This is a genomic window from uncultured Paraglaciecola sp. (assembly GCF_913058035.1).
Classification (GTDB): Bacteria; Pseudomonadota; Gammaproteobacteria; order Enterobacterales; family Alteromonadaceae; genus Paraglaciecola.
On record NZ_CAJXPA010000003.1, the window covers coordinates 40,552 to 64,439 of the forward strand.

Here is a 23,888-nt window from a genome sequence, read left to right on the forward strand (position 1 = left end):
CGCTGGATTTGCTGTGCACTAGCAGTATACTTAGACTCTACTCAGCTATATTTGGAACAAACATGGATTATAATACTTCTATTCTTTGTGACGTCTTTGCCGACAGTGTTGACGTGGTTGAACCCATGTTTGTTAGTTTTGGAGGGCGGGCCTCATATGGCGGTGAAATTACTACCATTAAATGTTTTGAGGATAAGGGGTTGGTTTTAAAAACCCTGAAACAACCCGGATTAGGTAAAATTCTGTTAATCGATGGAGGTGGCTCCATGCGCAGAGCTCTAATCGATTCTAGCGCTGCTCAATTGGCATTTGATAATGGCTGGGAAGGGATAGTATGTTATGGCAGCGTTCGTGAAGTAGACGAGCTGGAAGAAATCAATATTGGTATTCATGCCATTGCTTCTATTCCTGTTAGTGCAGATGACCAAGAAACTGGTGAAATTGACGTGGCAGTTAACTTTGGTGGCGTAACATTTTTACCAGAAGACCACTTATACGCTGACAGTACTGGTATTATCTTATCGCCAGAACCATTAGATCTAGAATAATGGTTTAAGATCGATTTGGACACTAACAAAAATGCCGCTATTCATTGAATAGCGGCATTTTTCATTTGCTTTAATTTAAACTTTACTTACCAACTAATACTGATACATTCGAAATACCAGCTCTTTTCACTTCGTTGATAACTTCAGTTACATCACCGTGTTTGGCTTTTGGATGGGCTTGAACTGCCGCAGAATCTTGATTATTTTCAGCCAAAAAGCTTTGTATATTCGCTTCAACTCGGCGTATATCTACTTCACGGCCATTAACGACGATAGTACCGTCTTCATTCACTCGAATTGACAAAGACTTTACATTCGTTGGCGGTGGGGGTGTTTTAGAATCTTTAGGACGATTAACTTCCAAACCTTTTTCTTTCACAAAAGAAGTGGTTACAATAAAGAAGATAAGCATGATGAACACTATGTCCAACATGGGAGTCATATCAATTGCAGCGTCATCATCAGAACTGCCGTGCTTTTTTCTTTTCATCGGTATAAATCGCCAATTGGGTTAAAACAAGACTACCTATTATAGAGGTAGTTGAGCTTCAGAGCATCTATTAATTATCATACTATTAACAAATGGCTCTTATTTAAAGTTATTGCATTTCCACTAGCGTGCCCCAAATGTAAAAAATAATCCAGTAGGTTTTAAAATTTGTTGCCCTAAAAAATATTCAAGTGACTTTTTTAAGCCGCATTACTTTGGTCTAAGTTGACTGTGTAAAGCATTAAAAGATATTAAATATATTTCAACATCTTTTGCCGTACATAAATTTTATATATAAAAATAGAGGAGTTTATCACTTAAATAAATTTTTAATGCCGGTGACCAGAGTTTCATAACCGTATCTTAATAGAACGAGAGCCCACAAAAATATACTTTTAAATCAAAACATTATTTAACACATTATTTAACGCTATGTGTTGGGTTATCGATTGGCTCTGGTATCGGGTTTTGTTGTTGTTTTTTTAAGTTAGACTGCCATCAATATTGTAAAATGAAAGCAATTCCTTTACCTGATTAAGGTATGGCTAAGAGAAACTAAATATTCGTATTATGTTAAAGGCATTGTCGTAATGGTTAATACTATTGAATAAAATATTACGGCTTCGAGAGTCTAAGTTAAATTTTATCGGGGTATAGGCTACGAATTAACAATCAATATGCTGCAATGTTATTTTGTAGGTACTGCCAAGGGTGTTATTGAACAACTACGCATCAATGTAAACTTTAAAAATCCGATCTGTATAGATTGCGATATATAGTCATTAAGTTACTCATTTTTTATTGCTCGTCCCAAATGATAAAAATAATTCAATATGTTTTCTGACATCGTCGCTCTGAGATTCTGGGTAGGGTAAATTCCCATTTTTGCTTCTGGACTTTGTTTAGTGCCTTGAACCAGAAATGCATTCTTGGTGAAGTGATCCTGAATGCATGCCTCGAATGCTCGCGCACCCAATTCTTGTGGGCGTGCATAATAAAATGTTTTTAATAACTTATCTGCTTGGGCACTACGCTTGACATACTCATTAGGCTGGCTTTTATCTGCACCTAAAAATATACTCTCAAAACATTGGCTAAGTTTGGCATTCAGTTGGTGTGATATTTGTGGTTTGTCTTGTAACCAACATTCAGAAGCAAATTGCTCATGGGATGCTTGAACGAATAATTTATCGCAGATGTAGTGATCGAATGCATGAAACCATTCGTGAGCAAGTGCGCCACCCCCAGCATTTTTAGCTAGTGCTAATTTTTTGGTATTTGACTCATAGTGAGCGCTACTATGTTTTCTCCCGCCGCTACCAAAAGCTATGGATAGACTCCCATTGAGTGAGATTACTGCTTCTGGGACTTTTAAAATATCCATTAAATCACACAAGGCATCAAAAAATAGATTCGCGGCAATTTGTTGCTCTTCAGCTGTTACCCATTTACCAATTGTGGCAGTTCGGAAGCCAAATATTTTAACAATATCCTGAAAACTAACATCGGCTCCATCTCGATGAGAAGGACCGTTACGATAGTAAGGCTTGTGAATTCGGGAGTCCGGTGTTGGCAAGGTGATGACTACAACATGTCTATTTCGGCTATTAATTGGTTACACCAATTGTTGATACGTTCATCAGTTAAATCATATTGATTTTCATCATCAAGACTCAAACCCACAAAAAAACCTTTATCTTCTGTGAGCGCCTTTGAAGCGATAAATTCATATCCTTTGTTTGGCCAGTAACCAATAAGATCACAACCTAGTACCAGTAATTCGTCGTGCAACATACCCACGGCATCTTGAAACCATTCTGCATAACCTAGCTGATCACCTAAACCAAAAATAGCTACTGTTTTGTCAGTTAAGTTTAAACCTGCAATGTTTTGCCAAGTCGATTCCCAGTCTTCTTGTAATTCGCCAAAATCCCAAGTGGAAATTCCAAAAATTAATGTGTCAAAGCTTTGCGCTTGAGTCAGCGATACATCTTTAATATTAAATAACTCTACGCAAGTATTACCCGTTAACTGATTTATCTTTACCTGAATCTTTTCAGCAGCCATTTCGGTGTAACAAGTTGTAGAGCCATAAAAAAGTCCTATTTTTAATTCGTTGTTGTTCATATTGTCCTTTTAATGGGGTGCCTTGATTAAAATCGCTTTACCAGCATACTTTAATTAATGTGTGCTACACATGTGCTTTTTACGTGTGAGTGTTAAATATTGACCAAATGGTAAGATTTTATATTTATTCGTAATTTTGAGTAGGTTAGTATAATTTAGCAATTAATAATTTATGACAGCGAGACTAGACAACATATGAGAGCGTATTTTGCTTTTATCTTAGGGATTTGCAGTATATCAATGGGCTGTGCAAAAGAACCAGAATTGACACAAGTAGAGCAAAACTTGAGAGTAAATGGGCATTGGATAATGGAGCAAGATGGTAAAGTGATGCTTAACCCTCAGACATCGGGCTTAGTTAAATGGCGTGGCGGGTTGTTGACCTTGAGTGACCGTAGTGCCCATCCTTCACAACGTCTTCGCCTCAGGACTATTACTAAGGACAATGCGTTGTTGAGCGGCCCTGATTTTCCAATGCTCCTATCTGAAAAGTTGAAATCAAATTGTTTTGCCGCTTATATAACCGATAATCCTGATCTAGAAGCGTTAACGGTTGACCCTGACGACGACCGAGTATTTTATGTAATCACAGAAGATGGTTCATACGCCGAACCGATGTCAGAGTTTTGCCAACAAAAATACCTTAATTCAGGTTCAACCAGCTTTCCAAAATTGCTTGTTAGACTTGAGTTGCAGGCAGACAAAATAATGTTGATAACCCATATTCGTCCTATTAGGTTTACAGTCGATATGCAAATTGGCGATTTCCCTAATGATGGCATTGAAGCTCTCACATTTGGTCAAGCTCGCACTTTATATTTGGGTATTGAAAAAGACAGTAGCAAAAATGCGAGGATTTTTTCTTTACAAATGCATAGTGAGTTTTGGCAATCAGATGAATTCGCAGATGTGAAAAAAAATAATTTGAAGTTACCAGTTTTTGAAAGTGGTAACCACCCCATTAACGGCATGGACTATTACCAAACATCTGATGGTAGAGAATTTTTGTTGGTAGCTGCCAGAAATGATGAAGCGTTATGGGTGGTAGATTTATCAGGCAAAAAAGATACGCTTATACTACCTATCGACTTTTTTGCTGAAATTAAACATAGCACCCAAGGCTGTGAAGATTACGAAGCCATGGACAATGCCTCTATTGAAGGCGTGGCGGTAATAGACGATAAATTGTGGCTTATTAATGATCCATGGAAAGCGGTATATTTAAACAATGTTAAGTGCGTTCAAAATCGTACTCATTACCAAATGTTCGCACCATTACTGTTCAGTTTGCCCATACAAACAGAATGGTTCGACTAGTGCATAATTTGTTGTGCATAATTAGCGCATAATTAGCGCATAATTAGCGCAAAAGAAGTGCACAATTTTTGTCAAATTGGTGTTGAATAGGACTTTAAAGTATGTTGCAAAGGTTACTAGTGAAATAACGCTTAGTGAATGTAATCCACTAAGCGTCTACTGACGTAAATATTCTATAATTCAAATGAGTGTATTAATTAATTATGCAAAATTCATCTTTAACAATATTTTTTGATGGTTATTGTCCTCTATGTTCTATAGAAATGAACAAATTAAAGCAGCTAGATAAACAAAAAAACATTAAGTTTGTAGACATTCAAGAAGCTTCGTTTTTTGTAGATTATCCCCATCTAGACTGGCAAGCACTAGACGCCCGTATTCACGGCTACTTGGCTGACGGTACTATGATAACTGGATTAGACGTAACTTATTTAGCTTGGAAATTAGTAGGTAAAGGCTGGGTATATGCGCCTTTAAGATGGCCAGTAATTAGTTGGTTTGCTGATATAGCGTACAACATTTTTGCTAAGTATCGTCACAGAATCTCTTATCTTGTAACCGGGAAAAAGCGATGTGTCCCTTGCGAAAATAAAGGTGAAAAAGTTGATGTTTAAAGGTAATGCATTAGTTATTGGTGCTTCAGGCGGTATCGGAAAAACGTTGGTAAAGCAGTTACATGAATCAGGCAAATACGAACACGTGTATGCAGTATCTCGGAACCTACCAGCATCACCACTTGAAGGGGTGCAATATTATAGCCTTGATTCTGAGAGTGAAGATTTGGTCGCAGAATATTGCCAACAGCTTAAGCAAATAGGTGGCCAATTTAGCCTAGTGGTGTGTTGCATAGGTGCATTACACTCGACTGGTGATGATAATCAAAAATTTATGCCCGAAAAGCGTCTGGAAGATATTCAGAAAGAGCAGCTGAGTTTTTATTTAACGACTAACGCAATATTACCTGCTATTTGGTTAAAAAACGTAGAAAAACTGTTAAAAGGTCCTGAACCCTCGAAACTAGTGTTTTTTAGTGCGAGAGTTGGCAGTATAAGTGATAACAGCCTAGGCGGCTGGTATGGCTATCGTGCTAGTAAGTCTGCGCTTAATATGCTGATAAAATGTGCGCAAATAGAATGTCAGAGAAGAGCTAAGAACATCACGCTAATAAGCTACCATCCTGGAACAGTTGAAACTGAATTGTCTAAGCCGTTTCAGTCGAAGGTCCCGTCGGGTAAATTATTTAGCACCGACTTTACTGTCACTCAATTACTCCAAATCATCCCTAACCTAACCCCAGAAGACGGGCCCCATTATATCGATTGGCAAGGCAATGTTATTCCTTGGTAATTGATTGTAAACATAAGCCTTAGTTTTCGTAGCGTTGTATTGCTAACAAAAAAGACTTTCTGAAACTCTACTGGTAATATCTATTCAAATTATAAAAATAATTAGGGATAGGTTATGGGCGCACCTCGCGAGCAATTCGGTTCACGTTTAGGTTTTATTCTAGCTGCAGCTGGGTCAGCTGTAGGAATTGGTAATTTAGTGGGTTTCCCTGTAGGTGCCGCTAAAAACGGTGGTGGGGCATTTCTGCTAATGTATGCCATATTTGTGGTAGCAATTTGTTTACCCGTTATGATTGCAGAAATGACATTGGGTAGAGCCAGTCAAAAAGACCCATTAGGCGCGCTAACGTCACTATCCGGTGGCAATAAAGGTTGGCGCCTCGCCGGTTGGTTATCCATTATTACCCCCTTTATGATTGCTGTGTTTTACTTAGTCATTACAGTATGGATTTTCGGCTACTTGGTTGAATCAAGTATCGGTAACCTCGATGTACTCGCTGACCCTGCCACTTTTAATCATTTCATTACAGGAAACAGCCTGTTTTTTTATATGGCTGGTGTTCTTGCTATTGTATATTTAATTTTGCAAGGCGGGGTTAAACAGGGAATTGAAAAAGCCGCAAAGATTCTTATGCCGGCGCTTTTTGTTATGCTGATCGGTATGGTTATTTTTGTGTTAACTCGTGAAAATGCTATGGCAGGTTTAAAGTTTTACCTCGTTCCTGATTTTGATAAAATAAGTGCTAGCGTCATTAATAGTGCACTTTCACAAGCCTTTTTCTCGTTGTCACTAGGTATGGGGATAATGATCACTTATGGTAGTTATATTGACAAACGGTCTAATTTACCAACCTCGGCAATACTAGTTGGCTTAACAGATACAGCGGTTGCTTTTACGGCGGGTCTTATGATCCTGCCAGCAATATTTTCTTTTAATCCTTCGGTGAACCCAAGTGATCTCAGTGAATCGTCAATATCGATGATTTTCTCGTACTTACCGCAAATATTTTTAGCATTACAAGATACCTTGGGATATATAGGGGCCAGTGCTGTGGCAAGCATCTTCTTTTTATTAGTGTTTTTTGCTGCCATCACGTCATTAGTGTCTATATTTGAAGTACCGGTGGCTGCGTTAATGAGTGAAAAAAATATACAGCGTAAAAGTTCGTTATTAATTTGTGGCAGTTTACTGGTGGTTTTTGCACTCATGTGCGCATTTTCATTCGGACTTTTTGATTTTTTCACCTCTTTCATCAGCTATGGAGGGGTGGATAAACCTAAATCTTTCTTTGATTTGGTTTATGACGTGTTTTATGAAACTATTTTGCCTTTAAATGGGCTTTTGATTTGCTTGTTTGTCAGCTACAAATGGAAAACGCAGGCTTTCAATAATGAATTAGATAAAGGTGCCCCTGACTTTAAAAATAGTTTTCTGGAGCGCTATGTGAATTTTGCTCTGAGGACGTTTATTCCAATTTTCCTAGCGATAATTTTTGCTAATACGGTCGCGCTTAAATATTTCGGTACTGCATTGATAGGTTAAGCGCTTTTAATTCAAGCGCCCCTAAAAAAAATGGGTAGTAGCTCGCGTGTCACAGCTCAATCATATCGAACGGGCTGGGATATTTAAGCGATAAACCTAATAACTGCAAACTTTTAGTGGCGTCAATTTGTTTACCTAAGGCAACACCTTCACCTTTAACAAACTTAGGTGCACAGAGGCTAAGCTTGCCTGCTGCCCAGGTATAATATTCGGCACGAGTGGGATGTTCTAAGGCACTTAAGTGCAAGGTCTGTCCCCAGATATCTTGTTCGATGACCGTTTTAATTGCACAAATAACATCAGCTTGATGCACTAAATTGACCCTATTATCGGGGTTAAGTAAACCTGTTTTACCAGCTAGATAGTGAGTAGGATGACGGTCTTTGCCTACCAAACCAGCAGGTCGAATAACGGTACTACGACAAGCAAAATACTGTTTTGCTAACACTTCAACCGCTAAATTGATTCGCCCTGACGGAGTTTGTGCAAGTGTTGGGCTTTGCTCAGTCACTACACCGCTCTTATCACCATAAACCGACGTGGTACTAATGAAAATAAGGTTTTGTATTTGTTTGTCTGCAGCATGTTTTAGTAGTACTTGCATGTGTTTCGCAAAATTTTCTGTGGTGGGGGTTGTTCGTCCTACAGGAATGTTTAACACCAGCACCTTAGATGCAAATAGTTTGTTAAAGTGGTCATGTGACAACTCGTCACCCAACTGATACTTTTGAGTATCAAAGCCTAATTTTGTTAACTCCTCGGCTTTTTGTTCACTGCGACACGTGGCCACAATATCATGGCCACTTTTTTGTAAACTAATTGCGAGAGGCATCCCCAACCAACCACAACCAATCACTGCTATTTGCATTTACATATTCCAAGAAGATATTTTTTGAAACGGTATCACATCCTATCAGGCTGGTCTTGCACTTGAATAACATCTAAGTCTGCTAGGTGTTTAATCCGCTTTAATTGTGTTTCAGCAAAATCTACTTGAGCTAGGGTTGCGCAAAAAACGCCTGCTTTTTTCTCTAACGCTGTGGCTTGATATTTCACTTTTAGTTCCATCTGTTCGCCAAAACGATCCATTTTTTTTTCAAATTCATGCATATCTTCGCCACTAAAAATAAGCTGTGTGCCTATGGCTACCATTAAATGGCCCATTGATTCGGTGGCCAAGTTTTTGATCGCTTTCTCAAACTGTGACTCCCATTGTTTACCAAAAAATGTACCGTTTTCAAAAGAACTAGAATCTAACCGAATGTCACCATTATCTGCATAAAAGTTGTATTGAATTTGCTGATCAAGGTTGCGTAAATTTTCTGATAAATCTGCAAGCTCAGTGCTATCTGAGCCTAATAATTCGGTAAATACCTCATGCATTGCAATACTTGCTAGTGCGACGGCATCTGTTGCTATTGATGCAGCCTGCGGCACCGCTTGATTAATACCGTCATAATAGTTATCTACCCAGCCTTGTTGTTTGGTATCCAGCGTCAAGGCAATGCCATCAACATACAATATTTTATCTTGATCAATGGTCATATCGGTATTGTTATCTAATACGACTGTCAATACATTGTCTTCTAACTGCATGTTGCCATTGAGTTCAACGTTACATTTATTATTAGAATCTAAGGCCAAGACTGGTAGTGAACAACAAACTAAAGCTCCAACGAGTAATGTAGATCGCATAAAATTCTCCTGACTTATTAATGGTAATTTATTATCTGCACTGCCTGCATTGAGCAAAGTCTAGGCCATAAATATAAAAACAATAAAAAACAACAAGATAACTTTTATTTGTGTTTAGATTAGGAAAATATTACAGATCAAATAGTGAACAAGACCAATAAGTGAGCAGTTTGGCCATTAGGCCGACAGGCGATTGATAAACACGCATATACCTTTTTACTTTTATGTCTTTTAGCATCCTGTATTTTTGGTGCATAATAGTTGTCGTTTAAAATACATAGGAATTGGCTGATGAGCAATTGGTACGAACCCATTTTATTTGGTTTTACATTGATCACTTTTGTTTTAGGTATTAGCAGCATCATTATGAGCCTTTTACCCACACCAGAGGGTGTTAACGTTATGCAGTCTAAGATTGAATACGGCTTTTTTGGTGCGTCTGCTTTCGGTTTGTTTGCAGTGTTTGTTTATGCGTTAACTAACGTTTAAAATTAGTTGGCCTGATTCAGTATAGGCCACAACCTTTTATTTAGGGTCTATCACTAACACGTTGGTAGGCTCTTAGTTTGAACGCCGGCAATATAGCCAGCAAGTGGTCAAATATATCGCTTTGGACCCCTTCAAAGTTAACCCAGTCCTTGTCGGCACAAAAACAATAAATTTCCAGTGGAAGACCATGTTCTGTCGGTGGTCTTTGTCGGACCATCAGGGTCATATCTTGGTTAATGTCAGGGTGATTTTCTAAATAAGCTCGAACATAGGCGCGTAATGTACCTATATTAGTCAATCTGCGGCTATTAACTAAATCAGTTGTGTCGATTTGTTGTTCACTATGAAAACGCTGCAGCTTCTCAAGTTTTATTTGAATATGCCGTTTTATATAGCGAATTTTTGTAAATTCATCCAGCATCTCCTGGTCACAAAAACAAATGCTTTGAATATCGATATTCAGTGAACGCTTAATACGACGTCCACCACTTTCAGTCATCCCACGCCAATTCTTGACAGGCTCCGAGATAAGAGCATAAGTGGGGATTGTAGAAATTGTCTTATCCCAATTTTGTACTTTAACTGTTGTTAAACCTACCTGTAATACGTCGCCATCTGCGTCATATTTAGGCATTTCAATCCAGTCACCGGTATTAACCATACGATTTGCTGCGATTTGGATACCGGCAACAAAACCTAAAATGGTATCTCGGAATAATAACAAAAGTATTGCAGTGACTGCGCCTAAACCTGAAAGTAATAATAATGGCGATTTGTCCATTAAATTAGAAATGATCAACAAACCCGCGATAATTACCACAAACAATTTAGCCACTTGAATGAAGCCAGTAATCGGCGCTTTTTTAGCTAAATTTGACGCGTTGTATGTGTCTTCTACGGTATTCAGCAAGGCACTCAATGCCATTACCGCAGAAATAAGCACATAAATAACCGCAGATTTCTGTAAGAACGCTAAAAGCGCAGAATTTTCAATGAGTACTTGGCTGAGTGAATAGATAACAACAGCTGGAGCAATATGCCCGATACGTTTGAAAAAACCGTGTTGATGTAATTCGTCGTCAAACTTATTTTTGCTCTTGCTGACTAGTTTTCGAATGCGACTGTTGAGGATGCTTTTTGTTATCCAATTAGTCAGCCAAGCGAATAGTAAAATACCGAGCAAGGCAACCACTTGAAATATCCAACCTGTTGGGGTGGCCTGAATACCTAGATGCTCTAATAGTGATAAAATATGATCCGTAAGGTTAAGTCCTTGTTGCATTTAGCCTGTCTCTTTTAAATGGGTGATGAGTTTATCTTTGTTTTGCCAAACTGAGTTTAACCAACTCTGAAAACCTTGTTTAAACTCGTCATCGTTAAAATAATCACCAACAATTTCATCGGTAACCGGGTGCACATTAATCCGCATAACAACTTTATTGAGACGACCACTTAACATTGAGATCATAGGGCTGCCTTGGGTATCAGGATACATTATCGTGATATCTAAGACACTCGTGAATAATTCACCCATAGTAGCGAGAGTAAACGCAATACCACCTGCTTTTGGAGGTAAGAGGTTTTCAAATGGGCTTTGTCTCAGTTTTTGTTTTTCTGGAGTGAAGCGATTGCCTTCGACAAAATTGATGACTGTGGTGGGCAACTGGCGAAATTTTTCACAAGACTTTTTAGTGGTCTCTATGTCTTTACCTTCTAGGTGTGGATTTTTCAATAAAAATGCTTTGTTATACCGTTGCATAAATGGCATATCTAGTGCCCATGCGCCAAGTCCTACAAAGGGCAACCATATTAATTCCTTCTTAAGAAAAAACTTTGGCGCAGGGATCTTACCGACAGAAAAATCGGTTAACAAAATAATATCTAACCAACTTAGGTGATTAGCTACAATCAAATACCATTCTTTCTTACTCAGCTCACCTTCAATTACATAGTCTAGTTCCACTTTGTTCATACACTTGATTAATGTCACACTACAAAACCCAAATGCACACATCATCGAATTTAGTATAACGTTAAGTGGTTTAGTGACAAAAGAAAAAGGCAGTACAAGCTTTATTAAACCAAGTGAAGTGATACATAGAGCCCAAAAGGCCAAGCTCATCATTTGTAACGTCAAGTGTATAGGAAAAACAATAAGACCTGAGAATATACTAAACATCTTGTGATTTCTTCGACAAAAGCATCTGTAAATCTTGGTCTTTTTGTTCCCATAAATCTGTTAGCCAGCGTTGAAATTTGACTCTTTGAGTATGGTCGTCAAAGTAGTCGTCCCCGTAAATATCACTACTTAGCAATTCTTGAATTGATAATACTTTAATCTGAACTTGTACTCTTTTAACTTTTCCGCAGACAAACTCCCAATAGGTAGGAGTGCCTTCTGGGTAGTGTATTGTGACATCAAGTAATTTATGTAGCTGTTCACCCATGGCACCTAGAACAAAAGCCATACCGCCAGCTTTAGGTTTAAGTAAGTGTTGAAACTTTGACCCTTGGCGTGCCCGTTTTTGCTCAGTTAGTCGTGTTCCCTCGACAAAATTCATGATGCTTACAGGTTTGACTGTAAATTTCTTGCATGCTTTTCGGGTGTTTTCTAAGTCTTTACCTTTTAAGTGAGGGTTTTTAGCTAATAAAGCCTTGCTGTATCTATGCATAAATGGAAAATCTAAGGCCCACCAAGCTAAACCGATGAAAGGTACCCAAATTAGTTCTTTTTTGAGGAAAAACTTTAAAAAAGGGATCTTATGATTAAAAATACGCTGTAGCACCAAGATATCGACCCAAGACTGATGGTTTGATATCACCAAATACCAATCTTTGTGGCTCAATCCTTCCAACCCATCTACATTAAACTTTGTGCGACTAAATATATTTTGATTGGCGCTGTTGACTGATATCCAAAATGTGGCACAACCATCAAGTAAATAAGACATAAATGTTTGCCATATTTTAATAGGTATTAATTTGAGAAATGAACAAATTAAAATGGGCACCAACCAAAATAAGGTATTAATAAAATAACCTAATGAGGATATAGCACCGAGCAATGGTAAAAAAATCGTCGAAAACATGCAGTAAAAAACCATTAACACTATAAAAAACATATGCAAGTCTAAACTAAAAACAGGTTTGATATGTATAAGTTCTTCTTTGCTATTTTATGGTCGCACAAGAATTTTAAAAGGAAAGTACATCCCGAAGCGCCAGAAGGTTATAATAACAAACATATTGATAGTAATTAATGTGTAACCAAGGACGTGAAAAAGTGCTCAACCAAGCAAAAAACATACTCAAAAATGTATTTGGTTTTGACGAGTTTCGAGAGTCTCAACAAGCCATCATAAATAATATTTTAGAGCGCCAGAATACTCTGGCTATTATGCCTACCGGTGGTGGTAAGTCCCTATGTTATCAAATTCCGGGAGTGGTTTTTGATGGTTTAACGATTGTTATCTCGCCACTTATATCACTGATGCAAGACCAAGTTAGGCAACTTAATGAACTCGCCATCCCAGCCTGTGTACTGAATAGCTCACTATCAGACACCGATTACCAAGCTAACTTAGACGGCATCAAACAACAACAGATTAAATTGTTGTTTTTGGCACCAGAAACAGCCTTACAAAGTAACATTTTAGATTTATTAACAAATTGTGATGTGGCTTGTATTGCCATCGACGAAGCGCATTGTATTTCTGAGTGGGGGCATGATTTTCGACCTGAGTATCGTCAGCTCAATCGACTTATTGAATGTTTCCCCAACGCCGTATGTATCGCTTTAACAGCTACCGCAACTCCGAGAGTGCGAGAGGACATTAAACGCCAACTTAATATAACCGACACCAGCGAGTACATCTCAAGTTTCGATCGGCCTAATTTGTTTATTGGCGTTATTCCTAAAGATAACCCCTATCAACAGTGTAAAAAGTTTGTTGAACAATATCCAAAACAGTCAGGCATCATTTATTGCCAATCACGCAAAGGCGTAGATGAACTCACAACCAAGCTGCAACAAGATGGGTTATCAGCGCTGCCTTATCACGCAGGGTTAAGTAGTATTAAACGTAGTGATTACCAAGAACGTTTTATTCGTGATGACGTACATATTATTGTGGCGACTATCGCATTTGGCATGGGGATCAATAAACCTGATGTTCGTTATGTATTGCATTATGACTTACCAAAAAATATTGAAGGGTATTACCAGCAAATTGGGCGTGCTGGCCGTGATGGTTTAGACGCAGATTGTTTACTTTTATTTGGTTACGGTGATACTGGTAAAATTCGCTTTTTCATTGATCAAATGAGTAACGAACAAGAAAAACGTTTGGCTAATATGCACCTCAACCAAATGTTGGCCCTAGCAGAGGCTGAAGATTGCAGGCGAACTCCATTGTTAGAATATTTTGGAGAGCAGTCATTAAAAGAAAATTGCAATAACTGCGATAACTGCACCGGTGAAAGCAAAGAAAAGTCGGATTTAACTGTGCCCGCCCAGAAGTTTTTATCTTGTGTGCATCGAACTGAACAGCGATTCGGCGCTAGCCATATTATCGATGTGTTGCGTGGTTCAAGTGCCGAAAAAGTATTACAAAACCAGCATAATTTACTGTCCACATACAACATTGGTAATGAGTACAGTAAAAAGCAGTGGATGACACTGGCGCGTCAACTGATACAGAAGGGTTTACTCAACCAAGATGAACAATTTGGCAGCTTAAAACTCACACAAAAAGCCGGTGACGTGTTGAAAGGAAAAGTACCATTTTTTGCCTTGTTGCAGCAACCTGTGGTTACCAGTAGTCATACATCTAAAGCCATGACTAAACCGGGTGACCAGCAGTTAGTTGCTATATTAAAAGCAGACCGAAAACGTTTAGCAGATGAAGCAAACCTACCTCCTTATGCTATTTTCTCTGATCGTACACTCAATGAGATGGCTTATTATTTTCCACATTCTCAAGATAACCTGTTACGTATTCATGGTGTTGGACAAGCCAAACTAGAAAAGTATGGAGAGCATTACTTAGCCCTTATTAATGACTTTTGCCAGAAAAATGATATTCAAGAAGTATCTAATGCTCAGTCGGCTACCAGTAAAGCGACAACAAGTAAAAGCAATAACAGTAGTATTAACTCCAATAGCCGCAGTGTTGAAATTATTAGTGCTTATGAAACGGGGCAATCAGTGAGTTCTATGGCTGAACAATTTAAGGTGAAAAATGGCACGATCATTAATCACTTATACCGCTATGCCCAAGATGGGCATAAGTTTGCCCAGCCTTCACAGTTACTCGAACAATCGGGTCTTAGTCAAGCCCATATCGATTCAGCTTTAGCTGCATTTGCAGAGCATTCTTATGAACGTTTAAAACCTGTTTATGACAGTCTGAGTGAGCAAGTAAGTTACGACCAGTTACACCTACTTAGAATTTATTTTGTCAGTCAGTTGACTGAATAATCTGACTTCGAGTTATGTAAGAGCTACTAGTGCTAGGGTACGAAATCAGCTAGAATGCGCGCCCTAAATTTCACATTGGCGAGTCAATATATGAGTGGACCTATCAATCGCAGTATTTCTCGAACCATATCTGTTGCGCCAATGCTGGATTGGACCGATAAACACTGTCGGTACTTTCTCCGAAAAATTTCACAACATTCACTTTTGTATACCGAAATGGTTACCACTGGAGCGATTATTTTTGGTAAAGGCGATTATCTTGGGTTTAACCAAGAAGAACACCCAGTCGCATTGCAACTGGGTGGTTCTAACCCTTCTGATATGGCGCACTGTGCTAGCGAGGCGCAAAAACTCGGTTATGATGAAGTGAACATCAATGTAGGTTGTCCTTCTGACCGTGTACAAAATGGCAGGTTTGGTGCGTGTTTAATGGCTGAGCCTGAAACTGTAGCTGCATGTATTAAGAGTATGCGGGCAGAAGTCGATATTCCCGTCACAGTAAAGTCGCGAATTGGTATTGACGATATGGATGAATATGAAGATTTAACACGTTTTATTGATGTAGTGGCTGCGTCTGGATGTGACACCTTCATTGTGCACGCGCGTAAAGCTTGGTTAAAAGGGTTGAGTCCAAAACAAAATCGTGACGTACCACCATTAATGTATAATCGCGTCTATCAATTAAAACAGCAGTTTTCAGATTTACATATCAGCTTAAATGGTGGTGTGAAAAACCTAGATGATGTGCAACTTCACCTTAATCACTTGGATGGCGTAATGATAGGCCGTGAAGTCTATAGTAACCCTTACATTTTAGCTGAAGTCGACAAACGCTTTTATCAAGATAACTCTGTCAGTATGACTCGTGCTGAAGTGGTGATGGCAATGTTACCTTATGTCGAACAGCAGATTGCTCGTGGCGTCAGACCGTGGAGCATCGCTAGGCATATGCTGGGTTTGTTTCAAGGCCAGCCAGGTGGACGCATTTGGCGTAGATATTTGAGTCAGAACGGTACAAAAGCCGATGCAGGTGTCGAACTGTTAACAGATGCTTTAGATGTGTTACTTGAAGCACAATCAAAAGCTAAACAATTTCAATCTGAGATGATTGGTTAAATTTACTAAAATAGTGGTAAATTTAACCAAATTTTAAGGGCGAACAATACTTGTTCACACGTGTAACGCCCAAGTAAAAATAAAAATATATACAAATCATATAGATAAAATTAATTCCATGATTGGCACAACTATCGCAAAGGATACTGCGACTTAAACAATAATTGTTACACCACTTAATAAACGGTTATCACTTACAACACCAAAGGAAAATATCATGTTTACTAAATCTAAAATTGCTGCTGTTGCACTGGCTTCTACTTTAATTTTTGCTTCTACGGCACATGCCGAAGACGTTTCATTAGAAAAATATGTAAGCATTATGGTTAATCAAGCGATGGAAGTTGCACAACAAGAAATTCAAAATAACCTGCGCTCGGCTGTATTGACAGTTGCCAACAATGTCAGTTTTAATGAAGAAAAAAATTATACGGCTAAAGTTTCTATTACCGATTTTGAATTAAAAAGTGAAGGGGCGACAAAAATACAAGCTGAATAAGGAATTGTTGATGTTTAATCAAATATCTTTATTTATCATGTTGTTGACGCCGGTGTTTGCCTATGTAGTAGGGGCGATAATATTTAGCTTTCTTGAGTGTTTGAGAAACGATTCAATATTAACCGAACGCGACAACATCACCATTAATCGAAACGGCCTCTAATTGAAGTATTGGCTGTTTTTTTCATTACCTAGTCTACTTTTTTTCGCTAATAGGACTTATTCTTTCTCAAGCGTTATTAGCTACCTAATAACGGTGATGTGATCAAAGTTGCCACTGCAGAATAGATTTGCATCACTAACAAATATTATTGCCCTACTTTCTCGGCATTGATTTTGTCAAAGTGATAACCGTTGTTTCTGACGCAAGTGGAACGGAATCATCTGCATCTATTCACAAATAATGCTTGTTATCTTGCTATACCCGTACTTTCTGCAACATGTGAAACAACCTCTAAGAGTTTGGCTTTTGTATAAAAGTGAGAATAACGCACTGTGAGTTCTAAGTGGGCTTTATCAGATTTTACATTATGTTTTAACTCACTATTAAACGCACTTGCCATCTTTATTCTGAGCCTTTCTAGATCATGCTGTTTTGAGGTTATAATTTGTAATGCCGTAACAATTTTTTTAACTTGCCTGTCTCAAGTCCAAAAGATCAATATGCTGTGCAAAGGTGATGTCAGGTTTCCAAGGTGCTAAACAAGGTGCTAAAAAATATCACTTTGCATACTTCCATCTGCTCCTATAATCCGCATTGATAGCTTTTCTAAGATTGAAGTGTGACGCATTAGAAAAAGTGATCAAACTAAGGAATAAAAGTGTGAGATATAATAATTTTATGAGGTGAGGCAAGATAAGTGATTACATTTATTCAGGTCACAAATATCTTAAGTTTTAAACCTTAAATCCAGTAATACTTTTATAATCTTAATGTCTGCTGAGACCCACCAACTGTGCATCAACCTTTTGGTTTTTCGAGAGCATGTATACTAGGTATACTAGGTGTACTGAGTACTTCATAACATTATTGACTCAGGACTTTTTGAAAATGAGTGACAACAAATAAGTTTACCACGTGATGACACAATGCCCCATGCCAGTCGACTTCTCTTGTGATTTTTTTGCATCACTAGTATTTAAATTGAAATTAATAGTTCAGCCTAGTAATAATATTTTTGCATCACTTTGTGCCCTACAAACTTCGCCAATCTTAACCGCGTTAGTTTCATTCATAATTTGACGACCAACATCGGCAGAAACAGAAACGATTAAGCCACCATTCGTTTGAGGATCGAGTAGACACTTGAGATTTGCAAGTTCTATATTACTGGTATCACATTGCTCTAGCATCGGTATTAATTGTGGCATTAACGTCGATTCAACTCCTTGTCGACTTAATTCCAGTGCACCACTCATCAGCGGAACATCGCTGGTTGTGATTTTTATAGAATACTGTGTTTCTTTGACCATTTCTAGCAGATGTCCAATAAGTCCAAAGCCAGTAACATCAGTTGCAGCATGTACTTTTTTATTATTTAGCGCTAAGAAAAACGGTCTATTAGATTGCAGCAAGTTACTCCATAATACATCAATACTGCTAGTTGTCGCTGTCCCTTGGGCATCCGCCGCAAGTATAATACCGGTTCCCAGAGGTTTATTTAAAAGTAACCAATCACCTTCTTGAAGGGCATTTTTGGGCCAACATGACTCACCCGATCCATTAACCACTAACGCTAAGTGTGTTTCTGCACCTTCGGTGCTGTGCCCACCGATTAAGGTGGTTTCGTGGTGGAGTAAAGTTTCAGTGATCCCCTGCATCAAACGCTTGAAGTCTCGTTTGGTTAACCTCGGGTGTTCAAACTTTAAATTTGCCCATACTTGAGCGCTGGACGGTTGTAAACCCATAGCGTATAGATCGTTGACGGCATGATGTGTAGCCGCAATACCTAATCTATAATAATCCTCAGTAAAGGCGCGAAAGCCATCAATGCTTTGTAATAACGACGTATTGTTAATGACTTCAGCAACGGAAGCATCTTCTGCTTGTGTTAAATCAGTAGCAAAGTTTTTATTAGGAAAAATACTGAGTTCTCTTAGTGTATCGCTGAGTAGCTCAGGTCCAATTTTACTCCCGCAACCACCACAATGCATTGGTTCGTTATCCATTGAAGGCATCGCAGGTAGGTTTTTAGTAAACAAGGCCATAAATTTTTGGTCGATATGGTCTTTCCATCGCCAAACCCATTCGCCTTTCAAACTTAAACCACCTCGCTGACCTACTGCACTTTTACCACCCAGTGAAATTAAGGACAAAAAATCAGTTTGTAGTGACGCAGCTTGCATTGTTTGTTTGCTAAATGTCGCTCGTAAGTTTTTAGTTAAAAAGGGTGCTGAACGAACGGCATAGACACCTGCTTTGGGTCGAGGTGATTTAATCATCGTTGCTACATCACCACAGGCAAAAACATCGTTGTGAGACGTGCTCTGTAAAAATTCGTTCACAGCAATGAAGCCGTTCTTGTCAGTATCCAGCCCAGCAAGTGCTGGCCATGTTGGTGCAGTTGCTGGTGTGCACCAAATTGACTGATCGGTATTCAGTATATCACCCGTGTCTGATTCAATAGAATTTTTAGTGACACGCGAAACTCTAAACTTTGTAACAAATTCGATACCGTAGTGTTTGAGTGCGATAGCCACCTGTTTTTGTACATTTTTATGGTAACCCGGTAATAACGTATCGCCCGATTGTACTAATGACAATTTTAAGACGTCGCCTGCCTGTTTGAACCGATGAGCGATGGCAAGTACCATTTCTACACCCGCAGCACCACCGCCAATAACCGTCCAGTGAGCTGTAAATTGCTCGGTTTTTTGAGAAAGTAGTTTACGCCACGTAGCTGTAAGTTGACTAACAGGTTTTACTCCAACGCCAAATTCACGAGCGCCAGTAACATTAATGTTAGGTGTAGAGCCAGTATTGATAGATACTTTATCGAAGCCGATGTTGGCTTGGTTATCTAATTGTATCGTTTTATTTTCTACATCAATACCGATAACACGACCGTGGATTAAGCGCACATGAGCAGCTTTACACAGTTTGTTTAAGTCTAAGTGTGTTCCTTCTTCGCTGTAATGCCCTGCAATATAACCCGGTAACATGCCTGAGTAAGGTGTTAATAGCGTATCAGTGATGAGTGTTAAGCGAACCTTGTCTATCGGTCTCATAGCCAACATTCTCAACACTAAAGAATGTGTATGGCCACCACCGATAAAAACTAAGTCATGTTCATGCATATTGTTCGTTACTTATAAAAATTCGGGCAATAGACTGGTTGTCAAAGCGCAAGATGCACATAACGATGAAAATACTCTTAAACACCACTATTTTGAGGCTAGCCATTGAATTATTTCAGCATGAGTGCCTTTGAAAATAGTTTTTTCAGCTTTTTGCTGGTATTGATACTCGTAGATTGGATCATAATATTTACTAAGTAGTATATTAATGATGTCGTCGAAACCAGACCATTGGTTCTGATTTTTTAATACAATAATGGCTGAATCTAGTATTGCATTAATTAATGTGAATCGCTCGCCTCCCAGGCGTTTTTTAATGCGTAATATTGCATCCCGTATAAATCCATCCAATAAATCATAAGCCGTAGCTGGGTCACTTTTTTGATAATGCTCGAAAGCATCCATAAAGTAGTCACGACGGATGCGAGCAATACGTTCTTCATAGGGGGCTTCGAGTAGGATATTGTTGGCGAATTTGGTCGCTGCTATATATTCTGGTAATATTACAACTCGACCAATCAAGTGTGATTCATCTTCAATCAATACTGGAGAATTGTCGACATGGTTGCGTTTTAGCCATGCTACCGACCAAGCATTTTCGAAATTAATTTGTGCAGGCTGCGCTACAAATGTTTTACCAAACGCACTGCCTCTATGGTTGGCTAAGCCTTCCAAGTCTATAGAGTTTGGCCATTCATTGATGACTTCTGTTTTACCACTGCCTGTTTTACCTGACAATACAATAAACTGACCTTCATCAGTCCTTAGGTGCAATTGATCAAGCAGATAAGTGCGCATAGCTTTGTAACCACCTTCCACATAAGGTATCTCTATTCTTTTCTCATTGAGCCATTGCTGAGTTATTTGAGACCGTAAACCGCCTCTAAAGCAATACATGCAAGCGTCAGGGTGTTGCTTGGTGAAATTTTCCCATTGTTGTAAACGCTGATTTTTTATATCTCCATTAACTAATTGATGACCGAGTTTAATCGCCGCATCTGAACCGCTTTTTTTGTAACAGGTACCTACAGCTTCACGCTCTTCATTGTTCATTAATGGTGCATTGATGCTGGAAGGAAAAGCTCCTTTATCAAACTCGACAGGTGCACGCACGTCTATCATTGGTGTATCGGATAAAAACAGCTGTTTGAAGTCGGTGATAGGTTGCAAAATAATGACTCGGATGATGTAAAACGTTTTATGGCGCGTTACTAGATATTAACTCAAAGAATTTTAACTCTTTAACGACTGCTAGTAACAAGTGAATTGTTAATTAATAAATTAATACAACAGGATATTAGTTCTCCTATGATCACAATCTTGATAGACAATGTCACTGTTTATATGTGGAAAATCGGTTCTAATGAACGACCCAAAAAATATGGCAATAAAGATTCCAAAACTGATACGATAAACAATCCAAAAAGTTTAGTCACAACTAAAGTCGTAATCATGGATGTCATGTTAATAAGTTAATAAGTTAACAAGTTAATTATAATTATTTAATATCTGGTGTTACGAGGATGCCATATAAAAAAGCACATACGACAAATAGTTTTAAATCATCTATTGTCTTGTAACAATGTCCTTTTAAAAATGAACAAGAAAAAAGTTATTTTACATTTGTGGTGATAAATTAGTTTTTTCATGTACACAACATCGATACTTTTTACCAAAGTCCCATCTTCAATGGATGCCTGATAAGCACTAACCTATTCGGGATCGTTGATAAACATTTACCATTTTTGCTCGGCGGCGTCCTCACTGTAATGTTCAATAGCACAGATTAGCGTGTTGCCTGTTTCAGGTTCTGTTGTAGGAACCCAATAAGCAGTAACCTGCATTTTTATTTGCTGTTAACTATTGACGCTAATATATTTGTGTAGCTGGGAGTAAGCCTGTAATACTGACTGAGATGCTATTATACTACCGCCTTTATCTGGATGGTTTTTATGTTGTAGTTTTCGATACTGCTGCTTGAGTTCCAATAAGGTGATGTCCGCCAACGACTCAATTTCCATTACAATACAGACTCTTTTAAGTTCTGATAAAGACATATTGGCATTTAATTCAGCTCCTGCCATTTTTTGCCAAAAACTATCTAATAAAGCTTCAATATCATTTTTATTAGAACAGCCAAGATTGCTCCAGTCTAAGTAATAGTTTGCGAGTGAGTCTTCAGTTTCTATGTTGATGGAAGACTCCAAAGTAGGATTTAGGGTAATGGTTGTCAACCCTATCACTAGCTCCCCTATTTTTTGTTCGCGCCACCGATTTCTCAACTGATAAAGGCAGTGAAATAAAACAAAGTGTGTTTGAAACATCATCAACGAGTCACACAGAGCATCCTCATCAAATATTGAGTAAGGTGGACTTTTTAAGGCACATATCAGCTCATACTCGCTGATCCCCAATTCAAATGCTGGACGAAATGTGGCAAGCGTATCGTTTAGTAATGTTTGTAGTTCGTTAAACACGTATGGCAATTAAATTTCCGTTTCGACTTTTTGTTACTAGCGGGTTGTCAATTAGTTTGAAGACGCTGATGTTGTAAGTTTTCACTCAAAAGATGTATACAAAATATAGCGACCGTCTATTCTTAGCAACAATAAGGTAGACGTATTGTTTATACCAACCACACAGAACGACGTAGAAAAATAACTAAGATGTATTAATAAAATGACTGCTACCCCACTTAAGAATGCATGAAAAGCCAGTAGATTTCTGTATTTTATAATATCGATGCCTCACATGTAAAATACAGCTGTGATTTTAACTAATAATTTAGTCTATTTGACTAAATTATTAGTTAGCCTTGAAGTAATTAAAAAAATAATTTTCTTATTGTTTTGTAAACTATATGTAAATCATATCGTTACGCGGATTTGTTGAGTTGGCACAGCACTTGTAATAGTTGTAATTGTAAGTGTTAAAATAGTGCCTGGAATAGGCTTTTAAGAAAATTTCATTAATCTTATTGGAGTAATCAAAGTGGGTATGTTCACAAGAATGTCAGACATAGTACAAGCCAATATCAACGCCATCTTAGATAAGGCTGAAGATCCAGCAAAAGTAATTAAGTTACTGATCCAAGAAATGGAAGAAACATTAGTTGAACTTCGTTCAGTTGCAGCCACAAATTTAGCTGAAAAGAAACTGGTTCAGCGTCAAGCGGAAAAACTGCAAAAACAAATTAATGCCTGGCAATCAAAGGCGATTTTAGCAGTAGAAAAAAATCGTGAAGACTTGGCCAGAGCAGCATTAGTCGAAAAACACTATAGTCAGCAGAAATTGTCAGCTCTAACAGATGAGCAAAATACAGTTGAAGATTCTCTAGCTAAGTTACAAGCTGATATGGGAAAAATGCAAGATAAGCTAGTGGAAGCCAGAGCCAAGCAAAAATCTCTCATTGTCAGAGAGCGATCGGTAGCGGTGCGTATGACCATCAAAAATAGGGCTCATTCAGTCAAAATTGATGATGCGATCATCCGGTTTGAGCAATATGAACGTCGAATTGATGATTTAGAGTCACAAATTGATGCGTACGATTTAGTGGATGAATCGCAAGGTTTAGATGCACAATTCAATCAACTTGAAGCTGAAAGTCAAATTGAGCAAGAGCTAGAATTTTTACGTAAAAAAGTTGCATAGCTTTGATGCACTATCTTGTTAATGGCAAATCAACATTTGTGGCTAACAATTAGCTTTAGGAACCTAAACTAGTAGGAGAAAAACATGAGACGATATTTTGAAGTTAACAAATTATATAAAGATTCAACACATAGTAAAATTTCGGGTGTATGCGCTGGTTTAGCTAGACATTGGAGCGTACCCAGATTGTTAGTTCGTTTAGTGGCTATAGTCTGCTTAATAACATTACCAACCGTCACTGCGATTGCCTACATCACTGCCACACTCCTAATCCCAAGTAGATAAGGAAAA

The 23,888-nt window shown here is 38.3% G+C and carries 23 protein-coding genes; 12 read left to right on the plus strand and 11 right to left on the minus strand.

Translation table 11 applies throughout. From position 1 onward, the window contains the following. Positions 1-62 precede the first annotated feature (62 nt). Positions 63-548, plus strand: a complete 486-nt coding sequence (gene rraA / locus QZ562_RS00920) for a ribonuclease E activity regulator RraA (RefSeq protein WP_293755644.1) — start codon at positions 63-65, stop codon at positions 546-548. Positions 549-630: 82 nt separating this feature from the next. Here rraA and QZ562_RS00925 read toward each other — a convergent pair whose 3' ends face one another. The 3 genes from QZ562_RS00925 to fldB form a co-directional block, all read right to left on the minus strand. After that, a complete protein-coding gene (locus QZ562_RS00925) occupies positions 631-1,038 on the minus strand; it encodes a biopolymer transporter ExbD (RefSeq protein ID WP_293755647.1) in 408 nt (135 codons plus the stop codon). Positions 1,039-1,825: 787 nt separating this feature from the next. After that, a complete protein-coding gene (locus QZ562_RS00930) occupies positions 1,826-2,614 on the minus strand; it encodes a CLCA_X family protein (protein ID WP_293755650.1) in 789 nt (262 codons plus the stop codon). An 8-nt stretch (positions 2,615-2,622) separates the two neighbouring features. Next, complete coding sequence (gene fldB, locus QZ562_RS00935) at positions 2,623-3,165, minus strand: flavodoxin FldB (RefSeq protein ID WP_293755653.1); 543 nt, start codon at positions 3,163-3,165, stop codon at positions 2,623-2,625. A gap of 195 nt (positions 3,166-3,360) precedes the next feature. Between fldB and QZ562_RS00940 the strand changes: the two genes are divergently transcribed. The 4 genes from QZ562_RS00940 to QZ562_RS00955 all read left to right on the plus strand — a co-directional run bounded on the left by QZ562_RS00940 (position 3,361) and on the right by QZ562_RS00955 (position 7,371). Beyond that, entirely contained in the window at positions 3,361-4,482 is a 1,122-nt protein-coding gene (locus tag QZ562_RS00940) for a hypothetical protein (protein WP_293755655.1), read from the plus strand. Between the two features lie 203 nt (positions 4,483-4,685). After that, entirely contained in the window at positions 4,686-5,096 is a 411-nt protein-coding gene (locus tag QZ562_RS00945) for a DUF393 domain-containing protein (protein WP_293755658.1), read from the plus strand. Then, entirely contained in the window at positions 5,089-5,829 is a 741-nt protein-coding gene (locus QZ562_RS00950; protein ID WP_293755660.1) for an SDR family NAD(P)-dependent oxidoreductase, read from the plus strand. The genes QZ562_RS00945 and QZ562_RS00950 overlap by 8 nt, the downstream gene beginning before the upstream one ends. 114 nt (positions 5,830-5,943) lie before the next feature. Next, the gene (locus QZ562_RS00955) at positions 5,944-7,371 is read left to right on the plus strand and encodes a sodium-dependent transporter (protein WP_293755663.1); all 1,428 of its coding nucleotides are present in this window, start codon (positions 5,944-5,946) and stop codon (positions 7,369-7,371) included. A 49-nt stretch (positions 7,372-7,420) separates the two neighbouring features. Here the strand turns inward: QZ562_RS00955 and QZ562_RS00960 are convergent, their stop codons facing one another. Next, positions 7,421-8,239 carry an NAD-dependent epimerase/dehydratase family protein gene (locus QZ562_RS00960; protein ID WP_293755666.1) on the minus strand — a complete coding sequence of 273 codons (819 nt, stop codon included), beginning with the start codon at positions 8,237-8,239 and terminating at the stop codon, positions 7,421-7,423. A 35-nt stretch (positions 8,240-8,274) separates the two neighbouring features. Then, positions 8,275-9,066, minus strand: a complete 792-nt coding sequence (locus tag QZ562_RS00965; protein ID WP_293755669.1) for a YggN family protein — start codon at positions 9,064-9,066, stop codon at positions 8,275-8,277. Between the two features lie 291 nt (positions 9,067-9,357). On the opposite strand from QZ562_RS00965, the gene QZ562_RS00970 reads away from it, so the two are divergent. Then, the gene (locus QZ562_RS00970) at positions 9,358-9,555 is read left to right on the plus strand and encodes a hypothetical protein (RefSeq protein WP_293755671.1); all 198 of its coding nucleotides are present in this window, start codon (positions 9,358-9,360) and stop codon (positions 9,553-9,555) included. Between the two features lie 40 nt (positions 9,556-9,595). On the opposite strand, the gene QZ562_RS00975 is transcribed toward QZ562_RS00970, so the two are convergent. Genes QZ562_RS00975 through QZ562_RS00985 form a run of 3 tightly spaced genes read right to left on the minus strand, consistent with a single transcriptional unit; the run spans position 9,596 to position 12,644 of the window. Continuing rightward, positions 9,596-10,837, minus strand: coding sequence for a mechanosensitive ion channel family protein (locus tag QZ562_RS00975; RefSeq protein WP_293755673.1), 1,242 nt, complete (start codon positions 10,835-10,837; stop codon positions 9,596-9,598). Beyond that, positions 10,838-11,734: an acyltransferase gene (locus QZ562_RS00980; RefSeq protein WP_293755676.1), complete on the minus strand. Its 897-nt coding sequence runs from the start codon at positions 11,732-11,734 to the stop codon at positions 10,838-10,840. It lies immediately after the preceding gene. After that, a complete protein-coding gene (locus tag QZ562_RS00985) occupies positions 11,727-12,644 on the minus strand; it encodes an acyltransferase (RefSeq protein ID WP_293755679.1) in 918 nt (305 codons plus the stop codon). Before QZ562_RS00985 ends, QZ562_RS00980 begins: the two co-directional genes overlap by 8 nt. A gap of 170 nt (positions 12,645-12,814) precedes the next feature. On the opposite strand from QZ562_RS00985, the gene recQ reads away from it, so the two are divergent. From recQ to QZ562_RS01005, 4 genes are all read left to right on the plus strand, one after another. After that, on the plus strand, positions 12,815-15,034 hold the full coding sequence (gene recQ, locus QZ562_RS00990; protein WP_293755682.1) for a DNA helicase RecQ: 2,220 nt from the start codon (positions 12,815-12,817) through the stop codon (positions 15,032-15,034). Between the two features lie 90 nt (positions 15,035-15,124). Next, a complete protein-coding gene (gene dusA, locus QZ562_RS00995) occupies positions 15,125-16,150 on the plus strand; it encodes a tRNA dihydrouridine(20/20a) synthase DusA (protein WP_293755685.1) in 1,026 nt (341 codons plus the stop codon). A gap of 217 nt (positions 16,151-16,367) precedes the next feature. Next, positions 16,368-16,649, plus strand: a complete 282-nt coding sequence (locus QZ562_RS01000) for a hypothetical protein (protein WP_293755687.1) — start codon at positions 16,368-16,370, stop codon at positions 16,647-16,649. 10 nt (positions 16,650-16,659) lie between these two features. Continuing rightward, positions 16,660-16,812, plus strand: a complete 153-nt coding sequence (locus QZ562_RS01005; protein ID WP_293755690.1) for a hypothetical protein — start codon at positions 16,660-16,662, stop codon at positions 16,810-16,812. Positions 16,813-17,807: 995 nt separating this feature from the next. Here the strand turns inward: QZ562_RS01005 and selD are convergent. The 3 genes from selD to QZ562_RS01020 all read right to left on the minus strand — a co-directional run bounded on the left by selD (position 17,808) and on the right by QZ562_RS01020 (position 22,423). After that, a complete protein-coding gene (gene selD, locus QZ562_RS01010; protein WP_293755693.1) occupies positions 17,808-19,946 on the minus strand; it encodes a selenide, water dikinase SelD in 2,139 nt (712 codons plus the stop codon). Positions 19,947-20,033: 87 nt separating this feature from the next. Further along, the gene (gene mnmH / locus QZ562_RS01015; protein ID WP_293755696.1) at positions 20,034-21,116 is read right to left on the minus strand and encodes a tRNA 2-selenouridine(34) synthase MnmH; all 1,083 of its coding nucleotides are present in this window, start codon (positions 21,114-21,116) and stop codon (positions 20,034-20,036) included. A gap of 686 nt (positions 21,117-21,802) precedes the next feature. After that, positions 21,803-22,423: a DNA-J related domain-containing protein gene (locus QZ562_RS01020; protein ID WP_293755786.1), complete on the minus strand. Its 621-nt coding sequence runs from the start codon at positions 22,421-22,423 to the stop codon at positions 21,803-21,805. A 514-nt stretch (positions 22,424-22,937) separates the two neighbouring features. Here QZ562_RS01020 and pspA point away from each other — a divergent pair. Both pspA and QZ562_RS01030 read left to right on the plus strand, forming a co-directional pair. Continuing rightward, complete coding sequence (gene pspA / locus QZ562_RS01025) at positions 22,938-23,597, plus strand: phage shock protein PspA (RefSeq protein WP_293755698.1); 660 nt, start codon at positions 22,938-22,940, stop codon at positions 23,595-23,597. An 84-nt stretch (positions 23,598-23,681) separates the two neighbouring features. Beyond that, complete coding sequence (locus tag QZ562_RS01030; protein ID WP_293755701.1) at positions 23,682-23,882, plus strand: PspC domain-containing protein; 201 nt, start codon at positions 23,682-23,684, stop codon at positions 23,880-23,882. The last annotated feature ends 6 nt before the right edge of the window (positions 23,883-23,888 follow it).